Source organism: Paenalkalicoccus suaedae (assembly GCF_006965545.2).
Taxonomy (GTDB): domain Bacteria; phylum Bacillota; class Bacilli; order Bacillales; family Salisediminibacteriaceae; genus Paenalkalicoccus; species Paenalkalicoccus suaedae.
Genome location: NZ_CP041372.2, coordinates 3,771,486 through 3,792,691 on the forward strand (window position 1 = coordinate 3,771,486; position 21,206 = coordinate 3,792,691).

16 protein-coding genes are annotated in these 21,206 nt (G+C 42.2%); 6 read left to right on the forward strand and 10 right to left on the reverse strand.

All coding sequences use genetic code 11. The annotated features are described in order from the left end of the window. Positions 1-137: 137 nt before the first annotated feature. The 3 genes from FLK61_RS19050 to xylA form a co-directional block, all read right to left on the reverse strand. Positions 138-1,562, reverse strand: a complete 1,425-nt coding sequence (locus tag FLK61_RS19050) for an NAD-dependent succinate-semialdehyde dehydrogenase (protein ID WP_176010922.1) — start codon at positions 1,560-1,562, stop codon at positions 138-140. A 401-nt stretch (positions 1,563-1,963) separates the two neighbouring features. After that, positions 1,964-3,487, reverse strand: a complete 1,524-nt coding sequence (xylB, locus tag FLK61_RS19055) for a xylulokinase (protein WP_176010923.1) — start codon at positions 3,485-3,487, stop codon at positions 1,964-1,966. A 69-nt stretch (positions 3,488-3,556) separates the two neighbouring features. Further along, complete coding sequence (gene xylA / locus FLK61_RS19060; protein ID WP_176010924.1) at positions 3,557-4,894, reverse strand: xylose isomerase; 1,338 nt, start codon at positions 4,892-4,894, stop codon at positions 3,557-3,559. Positions 4,895-5,168: 274 nt separating this feature from the next. Between xylA and FLK61_RS19065 the strand changes: the two genes are divergently transcribed. Then, on the forward strand, positions 5,169-6,335 hold the full coding sequence (locus FLK61_RS19065; protein ID WP_176010925.1) for an ROK family transcriptional regulator: 1,167 nt from the start codon (positions 5,169-5,171) through the stop codon (positions 6,333-6,335). A gap of 82 nt (positions 6,336-6,417) precedes the next feature. On the opposite strand, the gene FLK61_RS19070 is transcribed toward FLK61_RS19065, so the two are convergent. The 7 genes from FLK61_RS19070 to FLK61_RS19100 all read right to left on the reverse strand — a co-directional run bounded on the left by FLK61_RS19070 (position 6,418) and on the right by FLK61_RS19100 (position 14,685). Beyond that, complete coding sequence (locus FLK61_RS19070; RefSeq protein WP_176010926.1) at positions 6,418-7,260, reverse strand: SDR family oxidoreductase; 843 nt, start codon at positions 7,258-7,260, stop codon at positions 6,418-6,420. Beyond that, on the reverse strand, positions 7,238-8,344 hold the full coding sequence (uxuA, locus tag FLK61_RS19075; RefSeq protein WP_176010927.1) for a mannonate dehydratase: 1,107 nt from the start codon (positions 8,342-8,344) through the stop codon (positions 7,238-7,240). The genes FLK61_RS19070 and uxuA overlap by 23 nt, the downstream gene beginning before the upstream one ends. Next, the gene (locus FLK61_RS19080; protein WP_176010928.1) at positions 8,310-9,047 is read right to left on the reverse strand and encodes a GntR family transcriptional regulator; all 738 of its coding nucleotides are present in this window, start codon (positions 9,045-9,047) and stop codon (positions 8,310-8,312) included. Before FLK61_RS19080 ends, uxuA begins: the two co-directional genes overlap by 35 nt. Before the next feature lie 11 nt (positions 9,048-9,058). Then, complete coding sequence (locus FLK61_RS19085) at positions 9,059-11,110, reverse strand: alpha-glucuronidase family glycosyl hydrolase (protein WP_176010929.1); 2,052 nt, start codon at positions 11,108-11,110, stop codon at positions 9,059-9,061. 11 nt (positions 11,111-11,121) lie between these two features. After that, entirely contained in the window at positions 11,122-11,949 is an 828-nt protein-coding gene (locus FLK61_RS19090; protein WP_430708826.1) for a carbohydrate ABC transporter permease, read from the reverse strand. Between the two features lie 66 nt (positions 11,950-12,015). Continuing rightward, on the reverse strand, positions 12,016-12,945 hold the full coding sequence (locus FLK61_RS19095) for an ABC transporter permease (RefSeq protein ID WP_176010931.1): 930 nt from the start codon (positions 12,943-12,945) through the stop codon (positions 12,016-12,018). A gap of 99 nt (positions 12,946-13,044) precedes the next feature. Next, positions 13,045-14,685 carry an extracellular solute-binding protein gene (locus FLK61_RS19100; RefSeq protein ID WP_176010932.1) on the reverse strand — a complete coding sequence of 547 codons (1,641 nt, stop codon included), beginning with the start codon at positions 14,683-14,685 and terminating at the stop codon, positions 13,045-13,047. A 290-nt stretch (positions 14,686-14,975) separates the two neighbouring features. Between FLK61_RS19100 and FLK61_RS19105 the strand changes: the two genes are divergently transcribed. The 5 genes from FLK61_RS19105 to FLK61_RS19125 all read left to right on the forward strand — a co-directional run bounded on the left by FLK61_RS19105 (position 14,976) and on the right by FLK61_RS19125 (position 21,164). Beyond that, entirely contained in the window at positions 14,976-15,626 is a 651-nt protein-coding gene (locus FLK61_RS19105; protein ID WP_176010933.1) for a YesL family protein, read from the forward strand. Then, entirely contained in the window at positions 15,623-17,137 is a 1,515-nt protein-coding gene (locus tag FLK61_RS19110) for a GH39 family glycosyl hydrolase (RefSeq protein ID WP_176010934.1), read from the forward strand. The genes FLK61_RS19105 and FLK61_RS19110 overlap by 4 nt, the downstream gene beginning before the upstream one ends. A 72-nt stretch (positions 17,138-17,209) precedes the next feature. Further along, positions 17,210-18,979 (forward strand): cache domain-containing sensor histidine kinase, encoded by a 1,770-nt coding sequence (locus FLK61_RS19115; protein ID WP_249777644.1) that lies wholly within the window; start codon positions 17,210-17,212, stop codon positions 18,977-18,979. Further along, the gene (locus FLK61_RS19120) at positions 18,948-19,718 is read left to right on the forward strand and encodes a response regulator transcription factor (RefSeq protein WP_176010935.1); all 771 of its coding nucleotides are present in this window, start codon (positions 18,948-18,950) and stop codon (positions 19,716-19,718) included. The genes FLK61_RS19115 and FLK61_RS19120 overlap by 32 nt, the downstream gene beginning before the upstream one ends. Before the next feature lie 114 nt (positions 19,719-19,832). Beyond that, entirely contained in the window at positions 19,833-21,164 is a 1,332-nt protein-coding gene (locus tag FLK61_RS19125; RefSeq protein ID WP_176010936.1) for an extracellular solute-binding protein, read from the forward strand. Positions 21,165-21,206: the final 42 nt, after the last annotated feature.

Sequence of the window (21,206 nt, forward strand, 5' to 3'; positions counted from 1 at the left end):
GCAAATATTAGCTACGAAGAGGCATGCAGGAAACGTATCAATCTAACACACAACCACAAAAAAAGCAGAAACCAGCTTATAAATCGCCAGATCCTGCTCCTCTTTACTACCCTCTATTTAACTAAGTGCTAATATTCTTAAAGCAACTGAGAGATATACTTTGTTTCTAAAAAGGCCTCTAAGCCTTCGACGCCACCTTCTCGACCGAGTCCACTTTCCTTCATACCGCCGAACGGTGCTTCAGCTGCTGATGGACCTCCGTCGTTCCAGCCAACGATGCCATACTCGAGCGCTTCTGCCATTCGAGTGCCTCGTGTGAGATTTTCTGTAAAGAAGTAGGCCGCGAGTCCAAATCGCGTGTTGTTTGCTTTGCGAATGGCGTCCTCATCGGATTCAATCACTTGGACAGGTGCGACTGGACCAAACGTTTCCTCTTGCATAATAATCATATCGTCCGTAATGTTTGATAACACCGTGGGTTTGTAGTAATGACCACCTTGATCCGTGTAACCTTCGCCTCCAGTTAACACGTTAGCGCCTTTTTTAATAGCGTCCTGTACGTGACGGTCCACTTTTTCATACGCACCTTCGTTAATTAGTGGGCCAATTTCTACGCCTTCCTCTAATCCATTTCCTACCTTTAGCTTGTTGACTTCGGCTGTGAATTTATCAAGAAACGAATCGAGAACAGATGCGTGTACATAAATACGATTTCCACATACGCATGTTTGACCTGCATTACGGAATTTAGAACCGATAACACCTTTTACTGCTTTATCTAAGTCTGCATCTTCACACACGATCATTGGTGCGTGCCCTCCAAGTTCTAAGGAAAGTGTGTGCATCTTCTCTGCACTTTGCTTCATAAGCGTTTTTCCTACTTGCGTAGATCCAGTAAAAGTAAGCTTTCTTACCTTTTCACTATTAGTAAACGTCTCGCCGATTTCTTTAGGATCACCTGTGACAAGGTTAATGACTCCCTTTGGAATCCCAGCCTCTACACTAAGCTCCGCTAATTTAAATGCGGTTAGCGGCGTTAACTCTGCTGGCTTCCCTACAAATGTACATCCAGCTGCAAGAGCTGGTGCCATTTTTCTTGCAATCATAGCGGCTGGGAAGTTCCAAGGGGTAATGGAGGCAACGACACCGACCGGTTGCTTAATAACATGAAGGCGCTTATCTGCATTCGGCGTCGGAATGATGCGGCCATAAGAGCGACGCGCCTCTTCACTGAACCATTTGATAAACGATGCCGAATAGGCAACTTCACCGCTCGCTTCTTTAAGCGGCTTCCCCATTTCGCGAGTTAACATATCTGCAATTTCGTCTGTTTGCTCTAAAATAAGGTCGTGCCATTTCATCAAATATGTAGCTCTCTCTGCTGCCGGGAGTGCTGCCCAATCAGCCTGCGCGTTGTGCGCAGCCTCAATTGCTGCCTCCGCTTCCTTCGCTCCACCTTTAGGAACCGTGCCAACTAGCTCGCCGTTTGCAGGGTTGTGCACCTCTATTTTTTCTAAATCCTTTCCCGTCCACTCGCCATTAATAAAAAGCAATGTATCCATGTAGATCGACTCCTTCATTGTTAATTTAGGCAAATTATTCACTTTAGAACGATTCCCTCTCTTGTATTAATTGAATCATCCGATTCATACGTCGATTTGTTTCATGTGAAACATTTACTTGGGATATGAGACCAATTCTCAAGAAGGAAAATACGAAAGTATTGCCTTTTAGAGCTAGCAGATGGAGTTATTCACATGTGGATAAGTTCTATTTATTGATAGCTGAAGGAGGATACTAACAGATTCGTGTTAATAAAAGATGAAGCTTGTTGATAGTCTTTCATGTATGAAGGAGGAAAATGGCTTGTTAGTGGTTCTTATTGACCGCATAATACCAAGCTTCATTAAAAAAGCCCTTTTCGAGCAAACTCCTCGCTCGAAAAGGGCTTTACCACACTTATTTAATCGACGCTTACCTTATCTTCGGCAATTACTCCTGCGTGACGGAAGGGTTCTAAGTCGTAGCTTAGTTGCTTCGTTGTTTCGTACACGCGTTGGTAAAGCTTAAATAAATCTGCATATGCTTCTACTTGAGATGGGATTGGCTTATAGACGCGCTTCACTTCTGTCCACGTGTCTGCAATTTTTTCTAACGAATTATAGAGACCTACTCCATAGGCTGCGAGCATAGCGGCACCAATGCCTGGCCCTTGCTCATTTGTGAGCTGAACGACCTCTGCTTGATAAATATCAGCCTGCATTTGCATCCACGCATCACTTTTAGCACCACCGCCCGTTGCAATAACACGATCGATTTGAATGCCTTCTTCTCGGAAAGCAACAACAGACTCGTTTAAAGAAAACGTAATGCCTTCCATGACTGCGCGAGTTAAATCACCGATTTCGTGAGAGGCATGTAAGCCTATAAAGCTCCCTCTAATGGCTGAATCCGCGTGAGGAGAACGTTCGCCAGATAAGTAAGGGGTAAATAAAAGCCCTTTTGCACCAATTGGAGACTGTTCTGCCAATGACACTAAGTTGTCGAATGACGTTTCTTTCGCAGCTGTTTCTTTTAGCCATGTTAAGCTATGTCCGGCTGCAAGAGTAACTCCCATCGTGTAGTGAGCATCAGGTGCGGCGTGCGCAAAATAGTGAACCGTCCCGCTAAATGACTTTGTTGCTGACTGCTCAAACGCTAAAACTACTCCGGACGTTCCGATGCTACTTAGGAGCGTACCTTCCTTTAAGATTCCTGTTCCGATTGCACCACATGCATTATCTGCGCCACCTGCCACAACCTTTGCGCTAGCCATTCCTGTTTTTGCAACAAGATCGGCCTTCAAACTCCCCACTACTTCGTGTGAATCAATGAGCGGAGGGCAAAGCGATAGAGGAAGGCCAACGGCATTTGCTACTGCGTGACTCCACTCCCTTTTCTCGACGTCTAAAAGCAATGTCCCAGCCGCGTCAGAAAATTCCATGTGAAGCTCGCCAGTTAAAGCAAGGCGTACGTAATCTTTTGGTAAAACGAAGGTTGCCGCTTGCTCAAATATCTCCGGTTCATGCTCCTTCACCCAAAGCAATTTTGGTAACGTAAATCCCTCTAGAACAGGGTTTTTAATCGATGTACGAATGATATCTGAAGCCACATCCTCAATAAATCGGCATTGCTCCGTTGTCCGCGTATCATTCCATAAAATCGCGCGGCGCAAAGGCTTATGCGCATCATCTAGTAGCACCAATCCATGCATTTGACCCGAGAAGCTAATTCCTTTAATTTCATTTGGATTTACATTTGCTGATACTTCCTCTAATGCCTCGACTGTCGCTCTGACCCAATCATCTGGATCCTGTTCGCTATAGCCCGGCTTATCGTGATAGAGCGGATAGCTTTTGCTCACGGACGAAACGACAGTTCCGCCTTTAGCTACAACTAATACTTTTACAGCACTTGTCCCAAGATCGACTCCAATGACATATTCCATGTTCGCTTCCTCCCTCGTAGGTAAAGGAGCTACTCCACACAAAGTCAGAGCAGCTCCTCAAGTTGGTTCTTATAGTTGATTTACTCGTAGTAAATAATTGTTGAGTTGCGCTTTAATTTTTTCGACCTGACCAGACGCATGATCAATCTCACCAAGACCTAGTGCGTGTTTCTCTAGCTCATGGAAATCTGTTTTACCTTCTACAATTTTCTTACCAATACCCTCTTGGAAGGTTTCATAACGCTTTCCAACGATTGATTCAAAGAAGTTATCCTCAATCATTTTGTTCGCTACTTTAAGACCAATTGCGAAGCTGTCCATTCCTGCAATATGGGAGTGGAAGAGATCCTCTGGATCAAAGGAGCCACGACGTACTTTTGCATCAAAGTTTAGACCACCTTTGCCTAAACCACCGTTCTTTAAGATCTCGTACATAGCAAGTGTTGCAGAATAAAGGTCTGTTGGGAATTCATCTGTGTCCCATCCTAATAGTGGGTCACCTTGGTTTGCATCCACAGATCCGAGCATTCCTTGAATACGAGCTGTGCGTAGCTCATGCTCGAACGTATGACCAGCAAGCGTCGCGTGGTTAGCCTCAATATTAAACTTAAAGTGGTCCTGCAGGTCGTACTGGTGAAGGAACGCTGTAGCAGTCGCTACATCAAAGTCATATTGATGCGTAGAAGGCTCTTTTGGCTTCGGCTCGATAAGGAATTGTGGGTTAAAATTAATTTCCTTTGAGTATGCGATTGCCATATGATAGAAGCGAGCCAGGTTATCAAGCTCTAGCTTTAAATCTGTGTTAAGCAAGGATTCATACCCTTCTCTTCCGCCCCAGAAAACATAGTTTTCGGCACCTAACTCTTTTCCTACCTCAAGTCCCTTTTTCACCTTCGCCGCAGCGTAAGCGTATACATTTGCATTTGAAGAAGTCCCTGCACCTGACACAAAACGTGGGTGCGTAAACATGTTCGCCGTGTTCCAAAGTAGCTTCACGTTTGATGTTTGCATGTAGTCCTTGATCATCGCAACAATGACGTCTAAGTTTTTATTTGTTTCAGCAAGAGTTGATCCTTCTGGTGCAATATCGATATCGTGGAAACAGAAGAATGGCGCCTGCACTTTATCAATAAATTCAAATGCCGCTTCTACACGCGCTTTTGCCTGATCCATACCAGATAGATGATCCCATGGACGCTTTGCTGTACCTGCTCCAAATGGGTCAGCACCATCTTGTGTTAATGTATGCCAGTATGCAACAGAAAAACGTAGCTGTTCTGCCATCGTTTTGCCACCGACTACTTCGTCTGGATTGTAATATTTAAATGCGTATGGGTTTGTAGACGCTGCTCCCTCGTATTGAATCGTAGGTACGTCCTTAAAATAAGTAGTTGTTGTTTTCGTCATTGTAGATCCCTCCGAATAAGTAAGTTAAATTCGTCTTGATACGATTAGTGTAGCAGGGTATACTTAGTTTGTCCATTGAATTAACTAAGTAAATCAAAATTAATTTAACCGCTTTCTTTCACTAGGTAAAAGTACAGAAAATAGCGTATGATAGGAGTATTATTCTTTTCATATCCGTTAGGCAGATAGACCTTCTTAACAATCTATCAAGGTATAGAACAAAAATAGATAACCAAAACTATGCAATGACTAAACAATGTAAGGAGAAGATGACATGGCTAACTATCAGCAGGCTGTAAAGCTTACCAATAAATCGATCGTTTTAACATCTATCCGTCAATTAGAGCCTATTTCAAGAGCAGAGCTCGCACAAACGCTTGGATTAACAAAGGCTACCGTTTCGTCCCTAGTCGAAGAATTGATCGCAGAGGAGTACATCTATCAGACAGGTCTAGGTAAATCAAGCGGAGGTAGACGTCCGCTAATGCTCCAATTTAATGAGAAGGCTGGCTACACGATCAGCTGCGACATTGGGGTCAATTACATCCTGACGGTCCTCACTGATCTACACGGGACCATTATTCACCACATCCATAAACCATTTAACACGAACGACTTCACTCGGACAGTGATGGAGATTAAGTCCATGATCGACACGTGCATGTCTAACATGAATGAGTCTCCATTTGATCTCATCGGAATTGGGTTTGGTATTCCTGGACTTGTAAATAAAGACGGCGCTATATTAAGCACCCCTAATTTGGACTGGGTTCAGTCAAATATTAAAGAGATTTTTGAGGATCAGTACAACGTGCCAGTTATTATTGAGAACGAGGCAAATGCCGGTGCGTATGGGGAAAAAACGTTTGGAGCAGCAAAGTTAAATGAACATTTCATCTATGTGAGCGCAGGCATTGGAATAGGTGTTGGTGTCGTTTTAGACGGTTCATTAGTTAGAGGTGCTAACGGCTTTTTAGGCGAGATCGGACACACCACTATCGTGGAAGGTGGAGACAAGTGCCGCTGCGGCAATCGTGGCTGCTTTGAAATGTACGCATCCGAAATGTCGTTATTAAATACGTTCCAAGATGATGTACCTGATTTGGAGAAATTACTTGTTAAAGCCGAGACAGATCAAGGTACAAGAGAAGCATTCGAAACAATCGGTCATTACTTAGGAGTTGGACTAACGAATATCATTCATACCTTTAACCCTGAGCGAATTATTATTGGTAATCGTCTTGCAAAGGCCAAAGCTTACTTACTGCCACATCTCATGAAGGTCATTGAGGAGCAAACCCTTCCTGAGCTGCGCACGGATACAGAGATTTTATTCAGTGATAACTATCAGTATGCAACTGCGCTTGGACTAACTGCATTTACGATTGAACATTTTTTGACGAAGCAGTTTGAAGGTAGTGCTACGGCTAAAACAATTTAAATAGTTACGTTTTTCTAGTCATAACAAAACAGGCGAATCATGCGCACATGATTCGCCTGTTTTGCGTTCATAAAAGAATTCTCTACACACCAGAATACGCCATAAATCCACCATCAACAGGCATCGTAATCCCCGTGACAAACCCACTGTATGTATCGTCCACAAGAAACAATAGTGCTCCATGTAAGTCAGATGCTTCCCCTAATCGTTTCATCGGTGTGTGCGCCAAAATCTTTTCCGATCGTTCTGTAGGACTACCATCTTCGTTTGTTAAAGCACGCCTGTTTTGATCGGTGAGAAAAAATCCAGGTGCAATGGCATTTACGCGAATGTGTTGATTTGCAAAATGTACAGCTAACCACTGTGTAAAGTTATCAATAGCTGCCTTAGCTCCACTGTATGCGGGCACTTTTGTCATAGGAGATGGCGCGCTCATTGAGGAGATGTTAATGATGGACCCTCCACCTTCAATCATATGCTTAGCAAACGCCTGAGTTGGTAGAAAAGAGCCGATAAAATTCACATCAAAGACATGTCTAAACCCCTCCACCTTTAGATCAAAGAATGTTTTTAGGGATGCATCTTCTAGATCGTTTGTCTGGAAAGTCTCATTAGTTGTAGAACCATCTGGATGATTGCCACCAGCTCCATTAATAAGTACGTCTACCCTATTATACGTTGCAACTACTTGTTCACAAGCCGCTTTTACGCTCTCTTCGTCGGTTACATCACAAGCTACAGCAAGGGCTTCTCCACCAGCTGAAGTAATAGCATCTACGACAGCCTCTGCTTTTTCTTGCGTTCGATTAAGTACAGCTACCTTCATTCCATTTTGAGCAAGAAGTTTAGCCATAGAGCCACAGAGAACTCCACCACCTCCTGTGACGACGGCTACCTTTCCTTTAAGCGTTTCGTGACGTCTCATATTCGCTACGCCCCTCTCTTTGGTTTGCAAAAGAATCCCATTGCCCTTGAATATACATAGCACCTAACGCACGATCATAAAGGCCATAGCCAGGTCGTGCTTTCTCTCCCCAAATCATACGTCCATGGTCCGGGCGAATGAAGCCTTGATAGTTGTACGTTGATAAAAGCTTGATTAAATGTGTCATTGGTACCGATCCTGCCTCATCGCAGTGAGCCGTTTCATAAAAATCTCCATTAGGCTCATGACGAATATTACGAAGGTGGACAAAGGCTACTCTGTCTCGCTCTAAAAATGTTTGAAAAATATCTGATAAATCATTGGTTAAGCTTGCTCCCAATGAACCACTGCATAACGTCAAACTGTTCGAGGGATGATCAACAGCTTCAATAATTCGTATAAGGTCGCTCTTATTTTTGACAATACGAGGTAATCCAAATACTGGCCAAGGTGGATCATCTGGATGGATGGCAAGTTTCACTCCACATTCTGCTGCGACTGGCACCGTCTTTTCTAAAAAATAGGTAAGGTTTAAAAAGAGCTGCTCCTCGGTGATGTGTTGATATGCCTCTAAGAGGGGGACAATTTCTTGCAAACGTTCAGGCTCCCATCCTGGTAAAGAGAAGCCACCAGCCCCCCCTGTTAGATGACTTAATAAACTATTTGGATCGATCGCTTCTACCTTTGCGCGTTCATAAGCAAGAACTGTCGATTTATCAGGTAACACCTTGGCTAAGTCGGACCTAGTCCAATCAAACACTGGCATAAAATTATAACAAATCACTTTTACACCAACAGATGCTAAACGACGAATAGTCTCAATATACGCTTCGATATATTTGTCCCGTGACGGTAATCCTAGTTTAATGTCTTCATGTATATTGACACTCTCGATTACCTCAAGTGAGAATCCTTCTAAAGTGACCTCCCGATGAAGTGCTCTAATACGTGATAACGGCCAAGCTTCCCCAGCTTTAAGGTCGTTTAACGTGCCGACGATTCCACCTACTTTAGGTATTTGCTTGATTTGCTTTAGTGTTACACTATCGTCAAGATGGCCAAACCACCTTAGAGTCATATTCACTTTTGCCCTCAGCCCCTTCTATATGAGTGATAAAGTAATTAGGATACTCAGACATGATTGCCCCTTTCTCAAAATCCACTAGGCGTAAATGTTGTTTCATCCGCTCCGCTGCAGCAATCTCATCCTTCTCTAAAATAAGTCGGAATATTTCTTTATGATCCTCAACTAAATTACCCCAGTCTAATGACTCTGATCGAAGTCTAAGCATTCGTATTCGCTCAAACTGCGTATTCATTTGTTTAGACATCTCCCAAGAACGCCCTTTCTTACTCGCTAAAAATAGTAGTTGGTGAAACGCCTCATCCAGAGTAAACATTGTTCTTGGATCCTCTACATGATTAAAGTCCTGTAATAGTAAGTTCTCCTCGATTTTACGTGCAAATTCGGGAGGTAAAGAGTGACAAGCTTCGCGGACAATTGCCGTTTCTAACTGCTCACGTACAAACCTGCCCTCCTCTACAATTGCGAGATCAATCCTGGCAACGACACTGCCACTCTGAGGAACAATATCTAAAAGCCCCTCTTCTGAGAGCTTCAAAAAAGCCTCGCGTACAGGGGTGCGGCTAACTTCAAGCTTTTGTGACCATTCTTTTTCGGATAGCTTCCGGCCTGGTTCAAGCTCCATGGTGAGAATCTTATCTCTCATCATTTTATAAATAGACTCTCTAATAGATTGCTTAGGCTTTCCGTAGCTAGGTTGCATAGGCTGCCTCCTTATTCGTAGATTTTTCTTTGATGGATGTCCTTTATTCCTGACTTCCTATAGAAGTAGGTGTTTATGATATCTCTCCATTCTATCGCATGAGATAGCTGGTGCTTAAGTCTCTCTAATACATCGCTAAAGCGTTTATCATCTATTTTCCCTTCTAGAGCCTCCCAATTTGCGACCATGCTTTCTACACCTTTTACACCCTCAAAATGAGTGTCATAAATATGCTGAATGATCGTCTTTCCGCTTGTTAACTCATAGTTATAAGGCATATGGTGGAAAAATAATAGTAGTTCCTCTGGACATGTGTTTGGATCATTATAAATCTTAGCATTCTGCTCTGCATACTGAGAGGTATACCCTGTCCCAGTCTCCACTGTGCGATCCACACCAAGTCCATTACGATCAGCAAAGTGATAGGTCCCCCAAGCATCATATTCATACCCATCAATATTTGGTCCATAATGATGGCCCGGATTAATCATCCAGCCTATACCTAACGGAGATGTATAACGTTCGTAGGTTAGCCATGACGGTAAAAGAATCGCTTCAAGTAATTGTTGTATGTGCTCTTCTTGACCAAAAGTGAGATCAGACCACTCCGATAAAATATCATCCTCATTTAAAGTAGGGTCCCATGTTAAGCGGCCATATCCATAAAGGTTGACCTGGGCTAATGTGTGCCCTGTCCAATTATAATCGTCGCCTAAGTTACCAACAGCTGCTATACCACTATGTGTTGGGTTATACGTTTTCCCACTTGCAATATCCTTTACGAATGTTCCTTCTCCTTCATGGCCAGTATCAAAATTTAATATCTCCTTCCACTGTGGCAATAGATAGACTGCATGACGTTGCTGTCCTAAATACTCTTGAGCAAGCTGAAATTCAACAATTACATTTGTTTGCTTAAGAGCGCCAATAAGAGGCGAAACAGGCTCCCTTACTTGAAAATCCATTGGTCCATTTTTGATTTGTAAAATCACGTTGTCTTTAAATGCACCATCTAGGGGCATGAAGTGATCATAGGCCGCACGCGCTCTATCTGTTGTTCTATCTCTCCAGTCCTGATGACAGTCGTAAACAAAACACCGCCAAATAACAATCCCGTTATGCGGGGCAATCGCATCAGCAAGCATATTTGCCCCTTCTGCGTGAGTACGTCCATACGTAAACGGTCCCGGTCGATTTTCAGAGTCTGCCTTTACAACAACTCCCAAAAAATCAGGAATAGCTTGATAAACATCATCAAATGCTTGCTTCCAAAAAGCCGCTACATCCTCTTCAAGAGGGTCTGCATGTGTTAATCCTCCAACTTCCATTGGCGAAGCGTAGTTTATGCTAAGCAGTAATCTAATTCCGTAAGCGCGAAAGATATCAGCAACTCGTGCAACATCTTTTAAATAACGCTCGGTGATTAAATAAGACTCTACTTTATGGACATTAACATTGTTAATTGAAACAGCGTTTATTCCTACTGAAGCGAGTAGACGTGCATAATCCTTCCACCTTACAATATTTTCTCTAAAAGAATCATCTCGGTAAAACATAGATTCTCCAGCATAGCCTCTCTCAACAGATCCGTCCATGTTGTCCCAATGATTAATAATACGAAGTGGATTCGCTGGCTTCTCCTTCATATTTAAAGAGTGTAAATCCCCTTGACGTTGAATATGCCTAAGTAACGTAAACACGGCGTAAAGTGCTCCCGCTTCACCACCAGCAAGTATTTGAATCCCATCCTCATTTTTTATATGAAAAGCTTCCTTCTCCATGCTATCCACATAGACGATTCGAAGTCCATTCCCTTTTACTTCAGGGACAACCGCTGGCTGAAAGCCTATCATCTTACGAATTGCGAACGTCCACTCCTGTTCAATGGATTCACTTATGTCACTTCCATTTAGACACTCCATTTCTTTAAGAAGACTCATCACTTGCTCTCTGTATGTCGTTGATGTAATAAATGTGTATTGTAGCCACGCCCTATAGCTTGTTGCATGGCTATTATTCACACCTGATACCGTTTTAATGTCTGGATAAAAAGATACTGTCATCGTTACTCCTCCTATTCTTTATCTGCTCCAAGTACAATTCCTTTCACAAAGAATCTCTGTAAGAATGGGTACACAATTAGCATCGGTAAGGCGGAAATAAAAATTTGAGCCGCTTGAACGGTTCGCTGGGAGAGATTTCGCATCATTTCGGCATCGACATCTACGTTTGAAAAATCTTGCTGAACAACGATTGTTTGTAAAAAGGTTTGCAGAGGGTAATTGGCTGCATTTGTATTATAGATAAGCCCGTCAAACCATGAGTTCCAGTGGAACACCATCGTAAATAGGGAGATAGTTGCAATGGCCGGGACAGAGATAGGTAAATAGATTTTGAGGAAGATTTTAAAATGACCCGCCCCATCAATAAACGCTGATTCCTCTAAAGACTTAGGTACAGACGTTCGGAAAAAATTAAGTAGTAAAATCATATTGAACGCGTTAATGGCAGGCGGTAGAACTAATGCCCAAATGGAGTCTCCTAATCCAAGTCGTGTGACAACAATATACGTTGGTACAAGCCCTCCATTAAAGAGCATCGTAAATACAAAAAACCACATGTAAATTTTTCTACCTTTAAAGTCACGATCACTTTTAGATAATGCATAGGCTGCACATAACAGTAATCCCATCGACACAATTGTCCCTAACACTACCCGATTCACAGATACCCAGAGAGCACGTAAAAAGTTCTCGTTTGCAAGTGTTCTCTCATACGCATCGATCGTAAAATCGACTGGCCATAGCCCTACGATGTTTGCAGTAGCTGGAGCCGATCCGCTGAGAGATACCGCTAAAATGTGTATGAGTGGAAACAAGCACAAAAATGAAACAATGATCATAAATGCATAGTTGAATATGGTAAATATCTTGTAGCCCTTGGTCTTATGATGCACGGTAATCCCCCCTTAAAATATTCTCCAGTTCGCATAGCGATAGGCTAAATGGTAACCCAATACGATAAGAATCAATCCAATAAAGGATTTAAATAACCCTACAGCGGTACCATAGCTAAAGTCTCCGCTAACTAGTCCAACCCTGTATACGTAAGTATCAATAATGTCCCCAGTTTGATAAACGAGCGGATTATATAAGTTAAAGATCTGGTCAAAACCAGCATTCAAAATATTACCTAATGACAGTGTTGCCACTACAATAATAATCGGTCTCATCGATGGTAGCGTAATATGCCATGTTTGCTTCCAACGATTAGCGCCATCGACAACAGCCGCTTCATACAAGTTTGGGTTTACGACCGTGATCGCCGCTAAAAAGACAATCGTATTAAAGCCTGTTTCCTTCCAAAGGTCACTGATTACAACCGTTGTTCTAAACCAATCATTACTTCCTAAGAAAAAGATCGGATCAATTCCAAAAATACCTAAAAACTGATTGATAATCCCTCCAGTTGGGGACAAGATATCAATGAGCATGCCTCCTAAAATAACCCACGATAAGAAGTATGGTAAGTAAACAATGGTCTGAACCGTTCGTTTAAATTTCATATGATACACTTCGTTTAATAGAAGGGCGAAAGCTAAAGGAACGATCAGACCAAAAACGAGCTTTAATACAGAAATGACTAACGTATTCCAAATAACTTGCCTTGCGTAATCGTACTCAAACATTGTAATGAAGTGCTTGAAGCCTACCCACTCGGAGCCTAAAAACCCTAACCAAGGTCGATAATCTTGAAAGGCCATCACAATCCCAAACATAGGTCCATATTGAAATACAAGAGCGACGATAACAGCGGGCCACACTAAAACGTGCAGAGGCCACGTTTGTTTAAAGTCCCATCGTTGTGGCGATGAGGGTTTACTCTTTGGTTTTGCCATCTTCTAACCTCCCTCTTATGTATAAAGCATGACTTTCCTTTCCTACACAACCTTTATAAAAAGGGCTGTCTTAATGGAGGAAGAACAGCCCTTCTTTCTTTAATTACCTGACGTTACTTCGTCATACCACGCATTGACTTCTTCTGTAATTTGATCACCGCCAGAAGATCTCCACTGCTCAACAAATTCGTCAAAGTAATCTAACGGACGGTTTCCATAGATGATGTCTACAATCATTTCCTGCTCTAAGCGATCGAGGTGCTCGGAGCGATCGGACATCGTTGCTGTAGGTGCCCCAGTGAACATATTCTCGATGCGATGCTCATCCTGCTCCTTCACAATGTGAGCCGCTTCTAAATAGGATGCATTATTTGATGCGATACCATATTCGTAAGCATTTTCTGGCTCACGATCTGTCTCATGAAACTCAGATGCTAAATCGTAAAGCATAAATGGAATCGTTGGAACGTTCCGAGTAATCATGTAGCGACCCGGATCGACGCGTTGCTCACCAGCTTCTGCTTCAATAGCATCATAGTCATAGACTACTTCGCCGTTTTCGTCATAGATAAAGTCATAGCCTTCGAACATACCATCTGCAAAATAGTCGGACTCACCGAGCGTAAACCCATAAATCTCATCTAAGTACTCAAAATAACGGTCAATGTGCTCAAACTCAGAATTAAATAAAAAGGATCCTGTAATAAGGCCTTCACCGCGTCGACCAGTCTGCCCACCTTCTCCAGACGGCAATGCCATCGGAACTACAACAGCATCCGGATCATTTTCAACCACATCCCCGATCGGCCAACCGTCTCCCCATGGAGGAGCTGATAAAAATCCAGCATTACCTGCTACAAACTGCTCAATAGCATTCTCTTCATCTAAAATTCCGACCTCCGGATCTAAGTAACCGCTTTCAAACCAATCGTTAAGTGTCTCTAGTCCATCCTTAATAGACGGTTGAACCGTCCCATAAACAAGTTCTCCGCTCGCATCCGGAGACCAATGTCCAGGTAAAAAGTCACCGTAAGCTCCAAAAATCCAACTACTATCAGCAAGCCATGTCGCCATTCCGTTCATTGTTGCGAGTGAAACTCCAATTGTGTCGTCAGCACCTGAATTATTAGGATCCTGATTAACAAAAGCATCCATAACCTCTTCCATCTCTTCTAGCGTTTCTGGAATTTCAAGTCCTAAATTATCTAACCAATCTTGCCTTACCCATAGTAATGGATCTGATCCATTGCCACCAGACAGTCGCGGTATACCGTAACGTACGCCATCCTCGTTAGTAGATGGATAGAATGCCTCAGGGAATTGATCAAAAATTTCTTTTAATCGATCCGATGCATGCTCTTCAATCGCATCTTCAATTGGCTGCACCATTCCTGATTCAATTAAATCCGCTTTAAGTTGACCGTCAGATACTAAAAACACATCTGGCAGTGATTCTCCCGACGACATGGAAAGACGAAGTCTTGTATTGTATTGCTCATCGTTCGGAACGGTCCATATTGTATCTATGTTTAAGCCAAGGTCATCTCGAGCCCAATTAACCACAGGGTTATTATTTACATCCTCACCTGATCTAAAAACGGTATCGTCTCCAAGCGTTCTGGCTGTAGTCATTGTCACTACTCCATCCTCTTGTGCTTCTGATTCATCATTTCCACAAGCGGCGAGCATTACTAGAGCTGACATACTGATAGCAGATAAAACAAGCTTGTTTCCCTTCATTACTTGTATCCTCCTCAGAATAATAAATTAAAAACCTTTTATTAAAACGCTTACATTATTGCGGTCAACCGAGCCCCCTCTCTTACTTTTTTGAGAAAGTCAAAAAAATATCTACGTCCGGCAAGCAAGAAATAAAAAAAGTGACCGAACTAGTATGTCAGTTATCATACACTAAGTTTATTCGTAAAACAATCTAATTAGAAGAAAAAGTGAAACTTTTCAAAAATGACCGAATTGTAGTATGCTGTATTAAACTAATCAATAAACTAACTATATTTGGAGGAGATAGAATGGAGCTCCGTGGAATTATGAAGTGGTCGTATGAGGTAATGGAGTTTATAACAAGGGTTGTATATGTTCAGTTTCTCTGGATAATTTCCTTAATACCTGGACTTCTGTTATTTGGAATTGCACCAGCAACAGTTGCTGCATACAAAGTTGCCGCTAACTGGGCAACTGGTAAAGGTGATCTTTCTATTTTAAAAACGTTCTTCTCTCAGTATAAAAATAACTTTATTCGTTCAAATATTCTTTTTCTACCTCTTCTTGCGATCAGTAATGTGTTATATATAAACTTTCGATATGCCATGCAAATAGACGGCTTGTTATTTTATGGCATAATCGTTGCTTCTACCGTTGCATTAGCTCTTTTAATCTTAACCATTTTGTATGCGCTACCACTCTATGTGTTAAAAGAATTACCACTCAAAAATTATTATAAGACCGCATTGTTGTTAAGTTTTCATCGCCCTATCCATACATTTGCTATGGTACTTGTTGCTTACACAATCTATCAGTTAATCATGCTAATTCCCGGTTTGTTACCTATTCTGCCCATCGGACTATTTATCTTTATCTCCTCGAAAATAGCAAGTGATGCGATATCAAGAAGTGATACTACTAAAAAAAATGCAGGCATTCTTAAGGAGGAAATTGCATGACTACGATCAGAATCCCACATTCTAAAGTCGAAGAACTCCCTGCTCAATTTAGACATTGTATTGGTACTGGAAGACTTGGTTTAGCGTTACAAGAAGAATATGCAAAACATTTAAGACTTGTCCAACAGGATATAGGGTTTTCGTATATTAGAGGGCATGGTCTCTTTCACGAAGACCTTGCAATTTATAGAGAGATAGAAACAGAGGATGGTGTAAGTTCATTTTATAATTTCACCTATTTAGATCGCGTCTTTGATTTATTTTTGGAAGTTGGATTAAAGCCATTTATTGAGATTGGATTCATGCCTAAGGCGATTGCTTCTGGAGAACAAACAATCTTTTATTGGAAGGGCAATGTGACTCCTCCTGCCGACTATAATAAATGGGAAGATCTCGTTTATGAAACCGTTATGCACTTACTTAAACGATATGGACATGACGAAGTTCGCACATGGCCGTTTGAAATCTGGAACGAACCAAACCTTATTAACTTTTGGGAAAATGCCGATAAAGAGGCTTATTTAAAGCTATATAAACATACAGTAAAGGCTATCCATCAGGCAGATGAACAGCTGTTGGTAGGAGGGCCTGCTATTTGTGGTGGATCCGATGAGTGGATCGATGACTTCTTAGCTTTCTGTACAAAAAATCAGGTACGAGTGGACTTCGTCTCTAGACATGCCTATACATCTAAGCCACCTAATAAAAAAACGCCAGACTACTATTATCAAGAACTTGCGCCACCATCAGACTTTTTTGATCAGTTACAACCTGTGAGAGAACAAATAAATAAGGCTGGTTACGCTGATCGTCCCTTTCATATTACGGAATATAATACGTCTTACAGCCCTATTTGCCAAATTCACGATTTGCCATATAACGCAGCCTATTTAGCGCCTGTCTTAACGAATTTACACAAAGTCGCAGATTCTTTTTCGTATTGGACATTCAGTGATGTATTTGAAGAATACGATGTGCCACGATCGGTTTTTCACGGAGGCTTTGGTCTTGTTGCCTTGCACAGCATTAAAAAACCTACCTACCACTTATTTCGCTTCGTTCGAAATCTTGGATCGGACATTCTTTATCAAGACGATTATATGATTGTCACTAACAAATCAAACGGAGATATTACTATATTAGCCTGGAACCCAACTGGCCAAAAGAAGGATGTTCGTAAACTAGCATATGAATTAGAGGTAAGAGGACAGTCTTATTTCTTAGAAAAGGAGCGCGTAAATGAGTACGCCGGTAATCCTTTCCGTGTATGGAGACAGCTCGGTCGCCCTCGATTTCCAACGAAACAACAGGTCGAAATCCTAAAACGACATGATATGCCTTCGGTTGAAACGACAACTATTTCCACAACTGATGGTACTTTGTCGATAGCATTAGAGCTTTTACCAAACGAAATCACCTTCCTCACACTATCTGAGGTACACGATGAAACGAGCACATATATCGGCTTAGACGATCGACTCTTACCGATCGCTTCTGACAACCTTTCTTAAAAAAAACGTGAGTCTCTCCTTCACGTAACGTACAATAAGAAGCACATAAGTCTCCTAGAAGGAGGTCACAGCGTGAAGCGACCAAAGAATACGCTACGAAATCAAATTTTGTTTATCTTTGCTTTTGTGATGCTGATTGTACTAATTAGTGTAGGAGCTCTCACATATAGTTTAGTGTCAGAGATCATTAAGGATAATGCACGAGGTCAAATTGAACAAACAGCTGCTCAAGCACTAGGACGAATCGACTCTCAATTCGAGACTATAGAAATGATTACGAGCCAAATATCGACTGATCCCGCTGTTCAACAACTGTTAAATAATGAACAAGATGGCATTGAATCAACATTTAATCAACGCCAGTCTATGAATGAAATTATCAATAGCTATCAGGCATTTGTAACAGGACTTACTTCTTTTGAGCTTTATTTTAGCGATGATAGACGACTGTTCCCATTAAATGAGCTTCCTCTTTCGTCGAGGTTGGATGACGAGTTTGTTTTAGAGGCTCAAGATGCAAGAGGTCGTCTGATTTGGGCTGGTGAAGACCCTTTAGATGATCAATCTTTTCTAACCATTAAACAAATTACATTATTTGATCAAGACTTTCGATCAGGAGGATATTTGCTAACAAAAGTGAATAATACGTACTTTAATCCTTCTGGTGCAGCAGAAGCACTAGATAATCAAAATGAGTTTGCCGTTGTATTAGACCAATATAATGAGCCAGTGGTAAGTAACCTCCCTTCCTCTCTTTCAGAGGATATTCTTTTTGATGATCAAGAGGTCACGATAATTGATGGCGAGGAGTTCGTTCGTGCAACTGCTCAGTCAGATCAAACTGGCTGGTCCCTTGTCATCTTCACCCCTACCTCGAGCCTACTACAAGGCATTGCAGGTATTGGTACAGCCATTTTAGTTGCTGGTATCATTGGGCTATTTATTTTTATGGTAGCCTCTATCATTGTTTCTAACCATATCGCGAAGCCCTTGAAGCACTTAACTCACGCCATGCGCTTTGGGACACTTGGAGCATTGAAGAAAAGTCAGCGATTCTCCTCCACGAAAGAGGTGGCCGAGCTGAACGAAACGTATAATAAAATGGTTGAAACAACGAATCACTTAATCAAAACGGTGTACGAGAAAGAACTCCTTAGTACGAAGGCGGAGCTTAAAGCACTTCAGGCACAGATCAATCCGCACTTTTTGTACAATACACTTGGAGCGATTCATTGGACGCTTGAGGAACGCGATGAAGAAATGGCAGATATGATTATTTCGCTATCCGACCTCTTCCGCTATACGATTGCCTCTAAGGACGGTGAGGAGACTGTAACTCTTAAAGAAGAGCTACAGCATACAGAGCGATATATGCAAATTATGAAGCTTCGGTTTGACGATAAGCTGTCTTGGACTATCGAGCTTCCAGAAGAATTTTACTCCTACTTAATTCCGAAATTACTTGTTCAACCCGTTATTGAGAATGCACTCTTACATGGCATTGAATCAACGGATAAAGGTGGCGACGTACGCGTCATTATTAGACAGGCAGAACAACCTACGTATATGGAAATTGAAGTCATAGATAACGGTCGTGGCATGTCTCAGGACGAACTATTAGAACTACAGCAATCCTTGCATACAAGTACATCCACCCCGTATTCCAAGGGAACTGGACTTGCTATGCGGAATCTCTATCAGCGATTAATCCTTTCCTATCCAGATTCTGCACATAAGGATTTAATTATCGAAAGTGTACTTGGAGAAGGGACTCGCGTCTTATTCATATTACCAAAGGAGGAGAAGCAGCATGAAAACACCAACCGTACTGATCGTGGATGATGAGCCAAAATCACGCGACGGCCTAAAACGACGATTAGATGCCTGGGAAGATTACCTCCTTCACGTTACTACTGCCGAAAATGCGCAGGAAGCGCTCAACTTTATAAATGATCATGACGTTGATTTATTAATCACAGATATTCGCATGCCTGAGATGACTGGTCTCGAATTAATCGAAGCAGTGAAAGCGTTGGGACGAGCTCCGACATATATTGTAATTTCTGCTTATTCGGAGTTCGATTACGCCCATAAAGCATTGACAATGGGCGTCCATGATTATTTACTTAAGCCTGTTAAAAAAGACGAGTTCTTAGATGCGGTTAAGCAAGCACTTGCGGCGAAAGCGCAGCTTCAACGAGTTGGACAGGTAGAGAAAGTGATGGCGGAAGAAGAGATGACAAATCAGGAGCTCCCCCCATCCATCGCAACTGCTGTAGAAGTCATTCACACACGCCTTCACGAGAAATGTAGCTTAAAGGATGTCGCACAGGAGGTTCATTTAAACCCAAGCTATTTTAGTGTTTTGTTTAAAGATCATGTTGGGATGACATTCAGCGAATATTTAACTAAAAAAAGACTGCAAAAAGCAAAAACCTTACTCTTAACATCCGATTTGCCTATTGGAGAAATCGCTGAACGCGTCGGCTATCAGACAGCTAAATACTTCATTCAACTCTTTAAAGAGTATGAAAAAACGACTCCTAGTAAGTATCGAAAACTGAGCCGTGAGGATGGTTAAAATCTTTGTTTATTCACCAAATCAAAGTGGTACTTTGACTAATCATCGTTACCTTATAAAGCGCTTTCATCCTTGCTATACTGACGTTACACTAAATTGCTAGGGGGAAATGAAATGAAAAAGAAAGCGTTGATTCCTGCACTTACTCTTTCTGCTGTAACACTGTTAGCTGCCTGTGGAGGCGGTGGCAATAATGAGGCACCTGCGGATGATGCAGCAGCAAGTGCGAATGAGCCAGCTCAAGAGGATGTCACGATTGATTTCATGCACTTATGGCCAGCTGGAAGCTCACCTGACCATCACCGAATTGTAACGGATATTATTTCAGAATTTGAAGAAATGCACCCTCACGTCACGGTTGAATTAGAAGTACTTGAGAACGAGCAGTACAAAAACAAGCTTCAAGTTGTTTCTTCCTCTAACCAGTTACCTGACGTTGGGATGACATGGGCAGCAGGATTCTTAGAGCCATATGTAAATGGCGAACTGTTTGCTCCACTTGATGACGTGTTAGAAGATGGCTTCCGCGATGATTTTGTTGCCGGTACTTTGGAAGCGTATTCAATCAACGACCAAACGTATGCACTCCCACTTGAGCTTAACATCGCTCCTGTTTTTTATAACACAGCAATCTTTGAAGAGCATGGCGTGAGTGTTCCTGAGACGTATGATGATTTCTTAAATACAATTGATACGCTTGTCGAAGCAGGCGTGACACCAATTGCACTTGGTAACCGCGACCGCTGGACGGGATCCCTTTGGTACATGTATTTAGCTGATCGTATTGGTGGCGCAGATGCACTTAACTCTGCTATTGATCGCAGTGGCTCCTTTAACGACGAGCGCCTAATCGCTGCTGCTGAAGGCATTCAAGAAATGGTTGAGCACGATGCATTTATCCCAGGTTTTAACGGTCTATCAGATCAAGAAGCGAAAGCAGAATTTATGAACGGTAATGCTGCTATGTACTTGATCGGATCTTGGGACCTTCCTAACTACACAACAAACGAAGAAGTACCACAAGAGTTCCGCGATAGCATTGATTTCTTCAAGTTCCCTGAGGTTGAGGGTGGCGAAGGAGATATCAACGGCTGGGTTGGTGGACCTGGTGTAGGACTATTCGTAGCCGAGAATTCGGATGTAAAAGAAGAATCGAAGGAATTTGTTGCTTACTTTACAGAAGAGTGGGGCAAACGCTCTGTTGAAGACGCTGGAGTTATCCCTGGTACACAAGTAAATACGGACGAAGTAGACCTTCCAGACCTATTTATCAGTGTACTAGATGAGCTTAACAACGCTTCAAGCATCACGCTATTCGCGGATGTTCAAATGAGCTCTTCCGTAGCTGAAACGCATCTTAATATGATTCAATCTCTATTTGGCGAAGCCGTAACACCTGAAGAATTCGCTGAAGAACACGAGAACGCGCTACAAGCCGACGAATAAGCCCCCTAATCGTCCCATATGTTCCTCGTGAATATATGGGAC